Genomic DNA, 14993 nt, shown 5'->3' on the forward strand with positions numbered 1-14993 from the left:
GAAGACTTCTACCCCTCGACTTGCATGTGTTAAGCCTGCCGCTAGCGTTCATCCTGAGCCAGGATCAAACTCTTCATCGTATATTTTAATATTATATAGTCGATGCCTATCTATCGGTTTCTTTTCGAATCTCTCGATTCCATTACTCTTATTCTATTTTGCTCTAGCATCTCTGCTAAAGCGGCTGTCAATTCAATATGTCTACGAACGTGTCTTTTTCTGTCTTCGCTTGTGTTTCAAAGCGGGTGCAAAACTAAAACTTCTTTTTGTTTCTCGCAAGAAAAAGTTGAAAAATTTTCGAAGCTTTATTTTCGCCTCATCTCCCCAATTTTTTCTGCCAGTCTATCAAGGAACTTTCCGTGTTTTGCGGGGTGCAAATGTAAAAAGCTTTTTCTTCTCCCGCAAGCTTTTTCGAATCTTTTTTTTTGGAAATTTCTTCCCGTTTCCAATTCGTATGCTGCGGAATGTCTAAGAGCGTTTTTCGCTGTTGCGGGTGCAAAAGTAGAACCTTTTTCCGCTTTTACAACACTTTTGCCGCTCTTTTTTAAATCTTTTTTCAAGTTATTTCTTAACGCACTGATAACGGCAGGTTTACATTTCAGGATTTTTTCGTTTCATGAAAGATTTTTCTTATTATGTCTGCGTTTCTGATATTTTTTGGCGCTTCCCGCTTCCCCATTCTGCAGAATTTTCAGCTTTTCCATCTCTTTCCTGAAAAGATTTCAAGCCTCAAAACTTCTTTTCCGCCATTTCTAATCTCGCAAAGGCGCCAAGCCTGCCCTTCTCTTTCTTCTGGAAACCGCATCCCATAGCCCCGATAGGAGCGGAAATCCTTTTTGGGCCGGGGTTCGGCCCAAAAAGATTGAAGCGCATAGCGGGAATAGCTCCTAATTAAACGCAAAATTCCAATCTTTCAAATTCCAAATTCCAAAACTGGGTGCGCTTCGCTCCGCTCAGACCGACAGACTGACTCTATACATTATACATAATAACAAACCCGACAGGTTTTCAAAACCTGTCGGGTTGTATTTATGCTAGATCTCTTTATCTAATCGAAACGAATTGCTTTAACTGGTGATATTTTTGTTATTATATAAGATGGAATCAATAAAACCAAGAAACAAACAGTAACAGTAAGCAAATTCAATAGGAGTATATAAATCCAATTTAGATAAACCGGCGCCTGATTGACATAATAATTCTCAGGGTTTAGCTGAATTACTCCAAATTGCTGTTGGATTAAAAGAATTGAAATCCCTATTAGATTCCCCCAAAACAATCCGCGTAGAATTAAGTAAAAGGCATTATACAAGAATATTTTACGAACTGACCAGTTGTTAGCTCCCATAGACTTCATAATCCCTATCATCTGCGTTCTTTCTAAAATAAGCACCAAGAGTGCTACTACCATATTAATTGTTGCCACCAAAATCATAACTCCTAAAATGATTACGATATTAAAATCAAATAATTGAAGCCAGTCAAAAATATAACTGTATTTTTCTACGATGGTTTTTGTATCGAGATTAGACGAAGTCGATTCATAAACTTTATTTCCTACAGCTTTTATTTCATTAAAATCTTTGACAAAAATCTCAAATGCCCCAATTTGATCTTCATTCCATTTATTAATTCTTTGAATGTGTCGAATATCACCTATAATGTATGTTGCATCAAAATCTTGAAATCCTGAGCTAAATATAGCGGCAATTTTAAATCGTCGGCTGTTCGGAAGCTTGCCTTGCTCTTCTTTTATAAAAAAGGTATTGAATTGGTCTCCAATTTTCAAATTTAAACGATCTGCCAAAAATCTTGAGATAATAACATCTTCGTTCAATTGCTTTGTAAAATCTGGCAGTTTCCCTTCTACAATATATTCTTTAATATTGCTCCAATCATAATCTGCTCCTACTCCTTTAAAAATAATCCCTTCAAATGCATTTTCTGTCCTTATAATTCCAGCTTTACTTGCTACTGCCTGAATATGGCTTATTTCTGGAACTGATTTAAAATTGGGGTAGAAATCTTGTTTCTTCGAAATTGGAACTGTTGTAACTTCCGAATTATTATTATCATAATTAGAAATTATAATCTGACCATTGAATGCCGAGACTTTGTCACGAATTTTTTTCTGCAAACCAATTCCTGTCGCCACAGAAACTATCATCATAATAATTCCGATTGCGATTGCAGAAATAGCAATTTTTATAATAGGCGCCGAAATACTGCTTTTATAATCTTTTGCCGTAATAAGTCTTTTGGCTATAAAATATTCTAAATTCAAGTTATAGTTGTTTAAATTATTCCTTTTCCAAAAGTACGTCTTAAAAAGGAAAATTGAGATTTTGTTGTAAACAATTGCCCGTTTTGATTTATAATGGCAATTTCTTTTTCATTTCTTCTACTATATTATATGCCGCTGGACAAATTTCGACGTTTTTCAAAGTTAAGTTTGAAATCTGATAAAATTTGTTTCGATCTGTATGAGGAAACTCTCGGCAGGCTTTTGGCCGAACATCATAAATCATACAATAGTTTTCATTATCCAAAAAAGTACAGGGAACACTTTTCAAAACATAATCTTTGTCTTCATCAATTCGCAAATACTGATCTATGAATTGCTGCGGCTTTTGCCTAAAATGTTTTGAAATTCGTTCGATATCTGCTAAAGTAAATAGCGGCCCAGTTGTTTTACAGCAATTAGCACATTTTAAGCAATCCGTTTTCTTAAATTCAGCATCGTGCAAATCCTGCATAATGTAATCTAAATTTTTTGGCGGTTTCTTTTTAAGCTTATCGAAATACTTTTTATTCTCGTTATGCTTATCTTTGGCTAACTTACTTAAGTTATTTAAAATCTGTTTCAAGTTTAAAATTTAAAGTTGATTTGCAAAATTAAACAACTTTGAACTTGAAACCTTAAACTTTGAACTAAAACATGAAAGATCTTTTTGGGAAAGCAATATTTGATTTTTACACCAAAAATTCGCCTGAAGATATTATCACCGAAACTTCTATTTCTGAAGAAGATGAAATGAGTGTTGAATATCTTTTCCGTACTTACAATGAAATGCCAAAAATTGAGCAAAAAGCTTTACAATTGGCTAAAGGAAAAACATTAGATGTAGGATGTGGCGCTGGAAGTCATTCTTTATCATTGCAAAATGAACGTAGTCTAGATGTAACCGCTATAGATATTTCAGAAAAAGCAATTGAAACTTGCCATCTTAGAGGAATTAAAAATGCTAAAGTTGAAAATATTTTAGATTTTGAAGGAGGAAAATTTGACACGATCCTACTCTTAATGAATGGTACAGGTATTTTTGGCCAATTAAAAAACTGCAATAAATATTTATCTAAATTAAAATCTCTTCTAAATCCTGGCGGACAAATTTTAATTGACAGCTCCGACATCATTTATATGTTTGATGAAGATGAAGATGGCGGCAAATGGATTCCGTCTGAAAATGATTATTATGGAGAACTTGTTTTTAATATTAGCTACAAAGGAGAGAAGGAAGAACCTTTTGACTGGTTGTATTTGGATTATAACACGCTTCAAAATGCAGCAATTGCTAATGGTTTAAATTGCGAACTAGTCCTTGAAGGCGAACATTATGATTACTTAGCTAAACTTTCAATTTAAAAACAGACCATAAAAACCATGACAGAATTAGATTTAGAAAAGTTAAAATATCCTATAGGGAAATTTATTGCACCTCAAGATTATACAAACGAATATCTTTTTGAAAAAATTAAAGAAATTGAAACCCTTCCAGAAAGATTAGCAAAAGAAACCATTCACTTAACTGACGAACAATTAGACACACCATATCGTCCTGGCGGTTGGACCGTGAGACAAGTCATTCATCATTGTGCCGAAAGCCACATGAATTGCTACGTTCGTCTAAAATGGGCTTTGACAGAAAACAATCCCGTAATTAAGCCTTATGACGAAGTTCTTTGGTCTGAATTAAGCGACAATCTGACAATGCCAATCCAACCAACTCTAGATTTACTGAAAGGACTTCATTTCAGATTGGGCTATATCATGCGAAGTTTATCAACATCTGATTTAGAAAAAACTTTTATACATCCTTCTGATAATTCAGAAATTAAACTCAAAAGAATGATTGGAATGTATGCTTGGCATGGAAATCACCATTTGGCACATATCACCTCTTTGAAAAATTATAAAAACTGGAAATAACCTACTGCTTATTTTTATACAATTTGTGTTCAAAACAAAAAATCTCTTCATGTGAAGAGATTTTTTGTTTTATGGAATATTAAGATATTTATGTGTTTGCAATGAAACTCTCCACTTCGGATTATTCATAACATAATCGACAATCAATGGAGTCATTTCTTCTTTTTTGCTCCATTCTGGCTGAAGAAATAAAATCGCATTATCATTTACTAATTCAGCCTGTTCTTCGGCAAAAATAAAATCGTGTTTATTGTAAATAATCACTTTTAACTCATGAGCATTATCATAAACTGTCTGTGTAGGCAATTTATTCTTTTTTGGCGAAAGGCAAATCCAGTCCCAAGTTCCTGATAACGGAAAAGCACCCGAAGTTTCAATATGCACTTTTAAATTTTTCTCTTTTAAACGCTCTGTCAAAAGTGTCATATCCCAAGACAACGGTTCACCACCAGTTACAACAACTGTATCAGCGTACTTTGCCGCATTTTCAACAATTAAATCCACGCTTGTTGGCGGATGAAGCTCGGCATTCCAGCTTTCTTTCACATCACACCAATGGCATCCCACATCACATCCACCAATTCTAATAAAGTAAGCTGCCCTTCCTGTATGCGAACCTTCTCCTTGAATGGTATAAAATTCTTCCATCAAAGGAAGCATTGCTCCTTTATTTACTTCTAATTGTATTTCTTTTGGTAACATTTTAGTATTTTAAGAGTGCAAAGATAATCAATAATATACGGAACAAAAAAAACCGATAGTTTTTTGAACTATCGGTTTTATATTCTCTTTAAAATCTTCTAATTATTTTAAAGCTTTTATAGATTGTGTAGCATATGAATTTGCAGGATCTAACACCAAAGTTTTATTGAAATATTCAATAGCTTTAGCTTTATCTGTATTAGCATAAGCTGCACCAATACCGTTGTAAGCTTCAATAAATTTCTTAGTTACAGCTGGCTTAGCCACTTCTTCTGCACCTTTAGCTGAAATTTTAGTAACATACTCTTCGTAGTTTTTAATGATCAAATCATCTTTGTCTAATAAAGAATTAATTCTTGCTTTATACAAATATGCTTCATCGTAGTTAGGAGCAGTAGTTAAAATTTTATCAAAAGCGGCATCTGCTTTCCCTAAAGCAACAGCGTCACGGCTTTCTTTTGGTTTAGTAGCATTACCGTAGTATAATGAGATTCCATAATAAACACTATCATCTAAGTAATTTTTAGACTCAGAATTGCTTGCTCCAAGTTCAAAAATAGAAGCTGCTTGTCCATATTGTTTTTTACCGAATAACTCTTTTCCAAAGTCAGCAAATTCTTCAACTACAAGAGGCTCTAATTCAACTGCTTTTTTAATATCTGCCAAACCAGCATCAAAAGCCGCTTGATCTACAGTACCATCAGCTGCAGTTCCTTTTTTAATTTTAGCTAAACCTAAATAGTAGTAATCTCTACCAATAACTTTGTTTCCTGGAGCTTTGATAAAATCTTCAATAGATTTAATAGCTACATCAACATTCCCATTTTCGTAAGCAGCATATCCTAAATATCTGTAGATTCTAGGATTTACTTTATCTTGAGCAATCATTTTGTTTGCAACAGTTTCTAACTGCTTATAATCTTTAACCAAGATCAAGAAATCTGCATGACGCATTTTAGAATCTAGAGAGTAATCTGTCAAACTTAAGTACTTCTCATAGTTTGTAATTGCATTTTGCAAGTTAACTTTAGCAGTAGAAGGTTTGTTTCTTGCCCATTTGTAATAAGTTTCAGCAAGCTCTCTGTAAACTGGTCCGTAGTTAGCGTCTAATGCGATAACTTCATTGAATGATTTAATTGCTTCATCATAAGATTTAGCCCCTTTTAACAAAACCCCTAATTGCATTTTTGCTCTCAACAAAGTGTTGTCAGCAGTAAAAGCATCACGGTAAGCTTTGTAAGCATCATTTTGATTGTTTGCTCCGTAGTAAGCATCACCAATTGCCAATAATGCTTGTGCATTTTGAGGATCAACTAATAAAGCTCTTTTTAAAACTTCAGTAGCATTTTTATAATCCGGATTCTCAGAATTCATGTAAGCTCTAGCGATGTAAATAAATTCATTTACATCTTTTTTCTTCATGTCTTTAGTTGCTAAAGCAAAATTAGCTTGAGCAGCAGCACTATTCTTAGCATCAAGATCTAATTGCCCTAAACCAATATAGCTTAAATTTTTCTTATCCGAAGCCTGTAATCCATTATTGTAATAGATTTTTGCAGAATCGACAACAGATTGATTTAAATAAACATTTCCTAAAACAAAATTAGCTTCCCCATCTGAAGGTTTGCTTTTGATGATTGATTTAAGGATTGTTTTTGCTTTATCAAATTGTTCAGCATCAATTGCCTTCTTTGCTTGGTTGATATCTTGCGCATTTGCTGCGGTAGCCGAAGCAACTAATGCAAGACTTAAAATTTTAAATTTATTCATCTTTATTGTAATTAATTTATTCTTTATCTTTTATAATTTCACTTCTAATCTTTAGTTTTCGTCCTGGAGTTTTATATGGCAGCAATCCAGATTTTAAAACTATTCGCTGTCCAATATCGCCTGCTATAAATGAAGCAAACCCCATTCCAAGCCCTGAATAACCTTGACAATTGATAATAAACAAATCACGTGCCAAAGGATATTTTCCAATTTCTAAGTCATTTTGAGTAGGGCTATAATATTCATTACTATTCAAACCTTTAACATAAAGAACATTAACCTTATTAATAGTCTCAGTCATATCAGGCGTTGGCTGATAAAACCAATTAATACCGATAACACCAATCATTCCATCGTTTTCTGAAACAAATTTGATTACTTCATTATTTGTTTTAAATGAGAAAACTCCAGATTTAGGTATTTCATTCACTTTAGCTAATTCCTTCATGTAACGAACAGTACTTGAATTAGGATTATCGAAAACTAGACCCTTAATTTTACCATCTGTTTTACCCTGCATGAAATCAATCACACTTTTCAACGCAATTAACGTATCATTATTGCTTTTGTTCGAAATAAAAGCGATAGCATCATGTGCAAAAGGAGTTACCCTTGGATTAATTTTACTTTTATCAAAACGAGCTTTTTCTTCTACAGTTAAATCTCGAGTTGTAATTGCAACTTTAGTTTTTTGATTTAATAGATCATTAATTACTTCAGCTTCTGAATTTGGCTTTACTGTTATTTTTGCGTTATAGTAAGTACCTTCAAAAACAGCAACCTGATCGTCTACAATTTGCTTTACTGTTTCGTCAACCGCAATATCAAGTGATCCTTTCAAAATGGTTTCTTTTTCAGTTTCACTCTTGCTTTTTTGGTTGCACATGGCAAACAAAAAGACAAAAACAACCAAACCTAAAGCCTTACTATATTTCAACATAATTATTCATCTTTTGAATTAATTAATCTTAAAAATCTTATTCCCGAATATACAATTAGCAATCCTCCAAAAGCATATCTGTATTTCCATTCCATGTTTAGCGGGAGTTTCTCCCAAAACATAATCATTAAACCGAGCACAAGATATATTAAAAAAAACAGTATTCCTAAAACAAGAAGAAATCGCTCTTTGAGCGATTTCTTCTGAATATTATTAAGCATATCTTTTAACATTATTCTGCAGATTGAATAGTAATAGGAAGAGAGTATAATACCCTAACTTTTTTACCATTTTGCTCGCCGGGAGTCCATTTTGGACATTTTTTAAGAACACGAATTGCTTCTGCTCCTGTACCATAACCGATATCTCTTAAAACTTTAATATCTGTTAATGACCCGTCTTTTTCAACTACAAACGTAACGTAAACTTTACCTTTTAAACCTTCTTCTTCTGGAGTTTTGTAGTTGTTTCCTACGAATTTGTAGAATTTATCTATACCTCCTGGGAAGTCTGGTTTTACTTCGATACCAGCTGTGTTGTAAACAGTGTTATCTTCTTGTACCACCTCTGCTACTGGTCCTTTTCCAACTGGCTCATCAACAGTTAAAACTGCATCTGGATCTCCTTTGATAGTCTCAGCACCAACTTTTTTGTCTTTTAACTCAACAATTTTTGGTGGGTCTTCAGTTACTTCTTCCGCTTTTGCTACCACAGGTTTAACGAATTTAACCTGATCCACTTTTGGTGGTGGTGGTGGTGGCGGTGGCATATTAGGCTTAACTTCCTCTTTTTTCGGAGGTAATTTTACCGCAGCCATCTTAACCTCTTTAACCTCTTCTTCTTCTGATGAGTCTGGCAACAAACTCGCAATAAGAGGAGCAGCAATAGCAGCACTAAAGATAAGAGAACCAATAACAAGTGCTTTCACAGTTGTTTTTCCGTTTGATTTTCTCAGCTCGTATGCTCCATATATCTTATTACGTCCTTCGAATACGATATCAAGCCACTGATTTTTTATAATATCTAATTTCATACTTCTTGATTTTTAAGTCGATAAAACTAAGATTGCTCTTATTTTTTATCTATCACTTTTGCTTCTTCTGGTGTAAACTCAGGAACAATTGCATACGTCTCAACTCCAGTGATAGCCATTTCGTCCAAGATATCAACCAAATTACGGTAATTTGATTTTTTTGTTGGTTTAATGATCACAATGATTCCGTTTTTAGGTTTCCCTAAAGCAGCAGAATACGCTAAAACATTTTTCTTTTGTTTTAACAATTCTCTACGGATACCATCTTTACCATATGCAATATCTTTTGGTCCCACTTTTGGTGTTGCCAATAACCCCATATAGTAAACCATTTTATTATCGCCACCTAACATTACTGTCATAGTACGATTCTCGTCTACTTTGGTATCCTCAGTTTTTTTATTTGGATCATCATCTTTATTTGGCAATGACAAATCCATCGATTGAGGTTTTGACAACGAAGTAGTTAACATAAAGAATGTAATCAATAAGAATGCCAAATCCACCATCGCTGTTAAATCGACTTTCGAATTCTGCTTTTTACTTCTTACTTTACCACCTTTACCACCACCGCCGTCGCCGGTATTTAATTCAGCCATCTTAGTGTATATTTTTTAATTAAAAGTCTCTTCCTCTCTTACCAGTAACTAAGTTAAAGGAATTGATTTTCTGATCTTGCAAAATATCCATAATTTTTCTAATTTTTGGATATTCTTCTTTAGCATCTCCTTTAATCGCAATCTGCAATTCTTTGTCATCTAAATCAATTGTAGCTCTTCTAGAAATAAGAAGCCATTCTTTTAATTGATTATCTAATGAATCCAAAGGAATTCCAGGTTGGTTTGCTTTGGTTCTGTCCGCCGCTTTCATATCAATGATTTGCTTCAAACCTGTAATTGGCACACCAAAGTCATCCATAAGAGCAAATTTGGTTTTATCTTCTTCTGAAAATTCAATACCATATTTTGCACCCATTCCTTCAAGAGTTCTTTTACGAACTTCTCTTCCTTTGATGTCAAAAAATACTTTCCCTTTTCCTACTGTAATAATAGCCAAATCAGTATCTGGCAGTTTACTTATCGCAACAGAAGCAGGCATATCTACAGGCAATGCCTCAGGCACTTTAGCAGTAGCGGTCAAAATAAAGAACGTTAGCAAAAGGAACGCTACATCACACATCGCAGTCATATCTGTCGATGTAGACTTTTTTTTCATTTTTATTTTAGCCATTATCTTTTATTTTATTTTTTTGATTATAAAATCAAAAATTAATTATTGTCTTAAACTTCCTCTGAATTTTCTGTAAGTATTAACGATAGTAGTACCAGCCTCATCGATAGAGTAAGTTAAATCGTCAATTTTAGCAGTAAAGAAGTTGTAAGAAACAATTGCTAAGATAGAAGTAGAGATACCTGTAGCAGTGTTGATAAGTGCCTCAGAGATACCTGTTGCAAGAGCAGCTTGGTCAGGAGTACCAGCAGAAGCTAACGCACCAAACGCTTTAATCATACCAGATACAGTTCCTAATAATCCTCCTAATGTACCTAAAGATACTAAAGTAGAAATAATAGTCATGTTTTTCTCTAACATTGGCATTTCTAATGAAGTTGCCTCTTCAATTTCTTTGTGGATTACTTCTGAAGCTTCTTCGCTGTTGAATCCTTCTTTTTTAACATCTTGGTATTTTACCAAAGCAGATTTAATTGCATTTGCAACTGAACCTTGTTGTTTGTCACATGAAGCGATAGCAGCTTCGATGTTTCCTTCTTTAATACTACCTTGAACACTTTTCATGAATTTGTCAAGGTTAGTTTTTCCTGCAGCTTTACCGATAACAATAAATCTTTCAATAGAAAAAACAACAACCATTAAAAACATACCTAATAATACTGGTACGATGAAACCTCCTTTATATACTTGTCCTAATGTATTGATTGGATGTCCTGTTTCTGGATTACCTCCTTCGAAGTTCGCAGAATCCCCCATGATTACTTTCCAAATAAACACCCCTACTAAGATACACGCTACAATAATGATTCCAGTGATCATTCCTCCGCCATTTGAAGTGCTTTCTTTTTTAACTTTAACGTTTGCCATTTTTTTTAATTTTAATAGTTTTAAATAATTTTTATTTTTTAGTTATATTTAACTTGTAGAGGAGCAAATTTATACGTTTAGTTTAAATAAAAAAACTTTTTTTAATTTAATTGACCGAAATTTAACTTGAAATTAAAAAATATCTCATTAATTTGTTGACATCATTTTTTAAATAAAACAAAAAAAAGGACGATAATTAGAAAAATTACAACGTTTTAGTAAATATTCAAAGATTCCTTTGATATCTTCTTAAAAAGCTGCGAATTTTTTTTTTATTAAATTTTCAATCAAAAAAAGCTTTTTCTTACTAAAAAAAACCACATAAAAAGTGCCCAAAAACAAAGCAATACTCATATAACAATCTAAATTACAAATAAAAACATGAATAAAAAAGAGAATTTTATTGCAGATATAACTACAGGGTATTCTTCGAAGGGAGATAGCATTATACTTGGAGGCGCAATGCTTGACGGTGAGCCTATTGCAGAAGCGCATGTCAAAATTCCACTAAAAACTTTAAATCGCCACGGATTAATTGCCGGTGCAACCGGAACAGGAAAAACCAAAACAATTCAGGTTTTTTCGGAGCAACTTTCTAATGCCGGTATTCCTGTATTAATGATGGACATTAAAGGGGATTTTAGCGGTATAGCCAAAGAGGGTAAAGAAGAGGGTTTTATTACAGAACGTCATGCCAAAATAAATATACCTTATAATATAACAGCATTTCCTGTTGAATTGATGTCTTTATCTAAACAGGATGGCGTACGACTGCGCGCTACAGTTTCTGAGTTTGGACCTGTTTTATTTTCTCGAATTTTAGACTTGAATGATACTCAAGCTGGGGTTGTCGCAGTTATCTTCAAATATTGCGATGATAATAAAATGCCCATATTGGATTTAAAAGACATAAAAAAAGTAATCAATTATATTACTGAAGAAGGCAAAGATGAAATTGCTGCTAGCTATGGAAAAATTTCGACTGCCACAACGGGAACAATTCTTAGAAAGATCATTGAACTAGAACAGCAAGGCGGTGATTTGTTCTTTGGCGAACTGTCTTTTGAAACTGATGATTTAATGCGAATTGATGAAAACGGAAAGGGTTACGTTAATATCATCCGCTTGACGGATATTCAGGATAAACCTAAATTGTTTTCGACTTTCATGCTAAGTCTTTTGGCTGAAATTTACCAGAAGATGCCGGAAAAAGGAGATGCAGATCAGCCTGAATTGGTCATCTTTATTGACGAGGCGCATTTAATTTTTAATGAGGCAAGCAAAGCATTATTAGAGCAGATTGAAACGATTGTAAAATTAATTCGTTCTAAAGGTGTTGGAGTTTATTTCGTTACTCAAAATCCAATGGATGTTCCGAGTGGTGTTTTAGCTCAGTTAGGATTAAAAATTCAGCATGCGCTAAGAGCTTTTACAGCAAATGACCGCCAAGCGATTAAGAAAACAGCCGACAACTACCCTACTTCTCCTTATTATAAGACTGATGAATTGCTGACAAGTTTAGGAATTGGAGAGGCTTTGTTTACTGCGCTTAACGAAAAAGGTATTCCGACTCCGCTTGTGGCGACTATGATGCGTGCACCAATGAGCCGAATGGATGTTTTATCTCCATCTGAAATTGATGAAATAAATGGCAAATCGAAACTTGTTAAGAAATACGCTGAAGAAATTGACCGCGAAAGTGCTTTTGAAATTTTAAGCAAAAAACTGACAGAAGCCGCAGAAGCCGCAGCTCAGCAAGAGGAACAAGCTCCAGAAAAGTCATCAAAATCAGGACCGAGTACTACAGAAGTCGTTACAAAATCTGTTTTGAAAGTCGTAACAAGCGCTACTTTTATAAGAGGTGTTTTTGGTGTTCTAACTAAATTTTTTAAGAAATAAAAAAATTAAACCATATAAAAGATATATAAGTTCATTTAGAACTTACCTTGTCTACATAAATAAACCCGTCAGTTTTTAAAATCTGACGGGTTTTCTATATGATAAAGTCTATATTTACTTATATAACTTATATGGTTTATAACTTAAGCTCGCTCCAATAATGTCAAAATTTTGTTTTCGACTTCTGAACTATCCCAGATGTTTTCGATATTTTCCATTCGAAGCACTTCTTCCATAATTCCGTTTTGATAATCTCCAATTGCTAAAGCTTCGGCATACGGACGATCACTGAAAGTAACACGACTATAAAGTGGAATCCATTTGTCTGGATGTTTGTCTGAAAAGACTTTTTCTATTTTCTTTTGCAGCAAGAATTTTTCATCTGCTGTTTTGGTACTCATTTCTAAGAAATTTCGATACGAAAGCTCTGCAATTGCATCTGCATTTGGTTTTCTAGAGATTTGATATTCTGAAAATATTTTCTTCCAATCGTCTTGGTACTTTTCAATCATTTCGCTCAAAACGGTGATATCTTCAAAACCAGCATTCATTCCTTGTCCGTAAAATGGAACTATGGCGTGACAAGCATCTCCAATTAAGGCAATTTTATTTTCATAAGTCCAAGGGAAACATTTCATAGTTACCAAAGTACTCGTTGGGTTTTTAAAGAAATCATTTGCCAGTTCTGGAATAACTTCAATCGAATCTGGGAAATTTTTCTCGAAGAAATCTTCGACCATTTTACGATCTGTCAATGATTCAAAAGAATTTTCTCCTTCAAAAGGCATGAATAATGTACAAGTAAAACTTCCGTCAAGATTAGGAAGCGCAATTAACATGTATTCTCCTCTTGGCCAAATATGAAATGAGTTTTTATCTAATTTATGAGTTCCGTCTGGATTTGCTGGAATGTTCAATTCTTTATATCCCATATTCAAAAATTCCTGTGAATAATTGAACATGCTCTGACGCTGCATTCTGTGGCGGATTCTAGAGAAAGCTCCATCGGCACCAAAAACCATATCAAATTTTCTTTCTTCCCACTCGCCTCTTTCACTTTCACCAATATGAAGTGTCGCATCGTTCAAAGTAACATCCCAAACTTTTTGTTCAAAATGAAATTCGGCTCCAGCTTCTTCAGCAAGATCGATCATCTTTCTGTTTAGTTTTCCTCTTGAAATAGAATATATAGATTCGCCTTCTTGACCGTAATTCTGAAAATTTAATTTGTCTACCAAGTGAATGGCGCGTTTATCCATCGGAATTGCAATTTCCCGAACCGAATCTCCAACACCAACTGCATCCAAAGCTTTCCAGCCACGGTTGGACATTGCTAGATTAATAGAACGTCCAGAAAAATTTATTTTTCGGATATCTGGGCTACGATCATAAACATGAACAGTATGACCAGCTTTTTTAAGATAAATTGCCAGAAGCGACCCTACAAGTCCAGAACCAACTACAGCAATTTTTAATGATGTTTGCATCGAGGGAAAATCTAATATTGGGTCGTAAAAATAACTAATAATTGTACATGAGCCTTAAAATAAATGAACAAATTGTTTGCAAATAGTGATTCACAAAGATTATTCTGTTTTTTGGCATTTTAAAAATATAACAAATTGTTATTTTATTAAATTTATTTACAGAAATTAAACAATTAATTTAGCTTTCGATTTAATTCATTCAATAAAAACAAAATTCATGAACAGCGAAATTTTACAATCAGATATTATTTTAGAAAATGAAAAAGCTCTTTTAATCCCTTTTGAAAGCAAAAGAAATATAGAATTGAAAGAAATTATTTTTGACGATGAAATCTGGAAGTATATGGGAATGTATGTTCGAAACGATCAAGATTTTGAAAACTATATTAAAAATACATTACAACAAAAAGCAAATGGAATTTGTTATCCTTTCCTTATTATAGATAAAGCTACAAACAAAGTTGCAGGAAGCACTCGTTACGGTTATTTAAATCACGCTAGCCAAAAATGTGAAATTGGGTGGACTTGGTATGGAAAAGAATTTCAGGGAACTGGTTTAAATAAAGCGTGCAAATATGAGCTATTGGATTTTGGTTTCGAACAAATTCAATTTAGAAGAATACAATTCAGTGCAGATCTTGAAAATTTAAGATCTCAGAAAGCTATTGAAAAACTGGGTGCTGTAAAAGAAGGCGTTTTTAGAAACAATTATGTCGATTCTGAAGGAAAAAGCAAAGATGTTTATTTCAGTATCATTTTGGAAGAATGGCAGAATACTAAACGAGATAATTTTGGGGAGTTTGCCTAAACAATAACTCCGAAAAACTGTACTTTAGTCTTCGATTTCAAATGATG

16 protein-coding genes and 1 rRNA gene are annotated in these 14993 nt (G+C 33.6%); 4 read left to right on the plus strand and 13 right to left on the minus strand.

Features of this window, described 5'->3' with window-relative positions; all coding sequences use genetic code 11:
* From RB618_RS22465 to RB618_RS22480, 4 genes are all read right to left on the minus strand, one after another.
* Positions 1 to 80: ribosomal RNA gene (locus RB618_RS22465) — 16S ribosomal RNA — on the minus strand; the annotation flags it as partial.
* A 225-nt stretch (positions 81 to 305) separates the two neighbouring features.
* Positions 306 to 560 carry a hypothetical protein gene (locus tag RB618_RS22470; RefSeq protein ID WP_308070868.1) on the minus strand — a complete coding sequence of 85 codons (255 nt, stop codon included), beginning with the start codon at positions 558 to 560 and terminating at the stop codon, positions 306 to 308.
* 488 nt (positions 561 to 1048) lie between these two features.
* Positions 1049 to 2284 (minus strand): FtsX-like permease family protein, encoded by a 1236-nt coding sequence (locus RB618_RS22475; protein ID WP_308070869.1) that lies wholly within the window; start codon positions 2282 to 2284, stop codon positions 1049 to 1051.
* 88 nt (positions 2285 to 2372) lie between these two features.
* Positions 2373 to 2867: a YkgJ family cysteine cluster protein gene (locus RB618_RS22480; protein WP_066033485.1), complete on the minus strand. Its 495-nt coding sequence runs from the start codon at positions 2865 to 2867 to the stop codon at positions 2373 to 2375.
* 71 nt (positions 2868 to 2938) lie between these two features.
* On the opposite strand from RB618_RS22480, the gene RB618_RS22485 reads away from it, so the two are divergent.
* Both RB618_RS22485 and RB618_RS22490 read left to right on the plus strand, forming a co-directional pair.
* Positions 2939 to 3646, plus strand: a complete 708-nt coding sequence (locus RB618_RS22485; RefSeq protein WP_308070870.1) for a class I SAM-dependent methyltransferase — start codon at positions 2939 to 2941, stop codon at positions 3644 to 3646.
* An 18-nt stretch (positions 3647 to 3664) separates the two neighbouring features.
* Positions 3665 to 4210 (plus strand): YfiT family bacillithiol transferase, encoded by a 546-nt coding sequence (locus tag RB618_RS22490; RefSeq protein WP_308070871.1) that lies wholly within the window; start codon positions 3665 to 3667, stop codon positions 4208 to 4210.
* Positions 4211 to 4279: 69 nt separating this feature from the next.
* Here RB618_RS22490 and RB618_RS22495 read toward each other — a convergent pair whose 3' ends face one another.
* From RB618_RS22495 to RB618_RS22530, 8 genes are all read right to left on the minus strand, one after another.
* Positions 4280 to 4912, minus strand: a complete 633-nt coding sequence (locus tag RB618_RS22495; protein WP_308070872.1) for a 7-carboxy-7-deazaguanine synthase QueE — start codon at positions 4910 to 4912, stop codon at positions 4280 to 4282.
* Between the two features lie 102 nt (positions 4913 to 5014).
* On the minus strand, positions 5015 to 6682 hold the full coding sequence (locus RB618_RS22500) for a tetratricopeptide repeat protein (RefSeq protein ID WP_308070873.1): 1668 nt from the start codon (positions 6680 to 6682) through the stop codon (positions 5015 to 5017).
* A gap of 16 nt (positions 6683 to 6698) precedes the next feature.
* Entirely contained in the window at positions 6699 to 7622 is a 924-nt protein-coding gene (locus RB618_RS22505) for a substrate-binding domain-containing protein (RefSeq protein WP_308070874.1), read from the minus strand.
* A gap of 2 nt (positions 7623 to 7624) precedes the next feature.
* Entirely contained in the window at positions 7625 to 7855 is a 231-nt protein-coding gene (locus RB618_RS22510) for a hypothetical protein (protein ID WP_308070875.1), read from the minus strand.
* Positions 7855 to 8655: an energy transducer TonB gene (locus RB618_RS22515; protein WP_308070876.1), complete on the minus strand. Its 801-nt coding sequence runs from the start codon at positions 8653 to 8655 to the stop codon at positions 7855 to 7857. The genes RB618_RS22510 and RB618_RS22515 overlap by 1 nt, the downstream gene beginning before the upstream one ends.
* 38 nt (positions 8656 to 8693) lie before the next feature.
* Complete coding sequence (locus tag RB618_RS22520; RefSeq protein WP_198855497.1) at positions 8694 to 9254, minus strand: biopolymer transporter ExbD; 561 nt, start codon at positions 9252 to 9254, stop codon at positions 8694 to 8696.
* Between the two features lie 19 nt (positions 9255 to 9273).
* Positions 9274 to 9885: a biopolymer transporter ExbD gene (locus RB618_RS22525; protein WP_201999704.1), complete on the minus strand. Its 612-nt coding sequence runs from the start codon at positions 9883 to 9885 to the stop codon at positions 9274 to 9276.
* A 42-nt stretch (positions 9886 to 9927) separates the two neighbouring features.
* Complete coding sequence (locus tag RB618_RS22530; RefSeq protein WP_008464979.1) at positions 9928 to 10752, minus strand: MotA/TolQ/ExbB proton channel family protein; 825 nt, start codon at positions 10750 to 10752, stop codon at positions 9928 to 9930.
* Positions 10753 to 11133: 381 nt separating this feature from the next.
* Between RB618_RS22530 and RB618_RS22535 the strand changes: the two genes are divergently transcribed.
* Positions 11134 to 12651, plus strand: a complete 1518-nt coding sequence (locus tag RB618_RS22535; protein ID WP_308070877.1) for a helicase HerA-like domain-containing protein — start codon at positions 11134 to 11136, stop codon at positions 12649 to 12651.
* A gap of 143 nt (positions 12652 to 12794) precedes the next feature.
* Here RB618_RS22535 and RB618_RS22540 read toward each other — a convergent pair whose 3' ends face one another.
* The gene (locus tag RB618_RS22540; protein ID WP_308070878.1) at positions 12795 to 14138 is read right to left on the minus strand and encodes an NAD(P)/FAD-dependent oxidoreductase; all 1344 of its coding nucleotides are present in this window, start codon (positions 14136 to 14138) and stop codon (positions 12795 to 12797) included.
* 217 nt (positions 14139 to 14355) lie between these two features.
* On the opposite strand from RB618_RS22540, the gene RB618_RS22545 reads away from it, so the two are divergent.
* Positions 14356 to 14946, plus strand: coding sequence for a GNAT family protein (locus RB618_RS22545; protein WP_308070879.1), 591 nt, complete (start codon positions 14356 to 14358; stop codon positions 14944 to 14946).
* Positions 14947 to 14993 lie beyond the last annotated feature (47 nt).

It is taken from the genome of Flavobacterium sp. LHD-85, assembly GCF_030929595.1.
In the GTDB taxonomy this organism is placed as follows: Bacteria; Bacteroidota; Bacteroidia; order Flavobacteriales; family Flavobacteriaceae; genus Flavobacterium.

Excerpts from the sequence above, each read along its gene's own strand:
- RB618_RS22485 (WP_308070870.1), top strand. The coding sequence starts at position 2,939 with ATGAAAGATCTTTTTGGGAAAGCAATATTTGATTTTTACACCAAAAAT.
- RB618_RS22490 (WP_308070871.1), top strand. The coding sequence starts at position 3,665 with ATGACAGAATTAGATTTAGAAAAGTTAAAATATCCTATAGGGAAATTT.
- RB618_RS22495 (WP_308070872.1), bottom strand. The coding sequence starts at position 4,912 with ATGTTACCAAAAGAAATACAATTAGAAGTAAATAAAGGAGCAATGCTT.
- RB618_RS22500 (WP_308070873.1), bottom strand. The coding sequence starts at position 6,682 with ATGAATAAATTTAAAATTTTAAGTCTTGCATTAGTTGCTTCGGCTACC.
- RB618_RS22505 (WP_308070874.1), bottom strand. The coding sequence starts at position 7,622 with ATGTTGAAATATAGTAAGGCTTTAGGTTTGGTTGTTTTTGTCTTTTTG.
- RB618_RS22510 (WP_308070875.1), bottom strand. The coding sequence starts at position 7,855 with ATGTTAAAAGATATGCTTAATAATATTCAGAAGAAATCGCTCAAAGAG.
- RB618_RS22515 (WP_308070876.1), bottom strand. The coding sequence starts at position 8,655 with ATGAAATTAGATATTATAAAAAATCAGTGGCTTGATATCGTATTCGAA.
- RB618_RS22520 (WP_198855497.1), bottom strand. The coding sequence starts at position 9,254 with ATGGCTGAATTAAATACCGGCGACGGCGGTGGTGGTAAAGGTGGTAAA.
- RB618_RS22525 (WP_201999704.1), bottom strand. The coding sequence starts at position 9,885 with ATGGCTAAAATAAAAATGAAAAAAAAGTCTACATCGACAGATATGACT.
- RB618_RS22530 (WP_008464979.1), bottom strand. The coding sequence starts at position 10,752 with ATGGCAAACGTTAAAGTTAAAAAAGAAAGCACTTCAAATGGCGGAGGA.
- RB618_RS22535 (WP_308070877.1), top strand. The coding sequence starts at position 11,134 with ATGAATAAAAAAGAGAATTTTATTGCAGATATAACTACAGGGTATTCT.
- RB618_RS22540 (WP_308070878.1), bottom strand. The coding sequence starts at position 14,138 with ATGCAAACATCATTAAAAATTGCTGTAGTTGGTTCTGGACTTGTAGGG.
- RB618_RS22545 (WP_308070879.1), top strand. The coding sequence starts at position 14,356 with ATGAACAGCGAAATTTTACAATCAGATATTATTTTAGAAAATGAAAAA.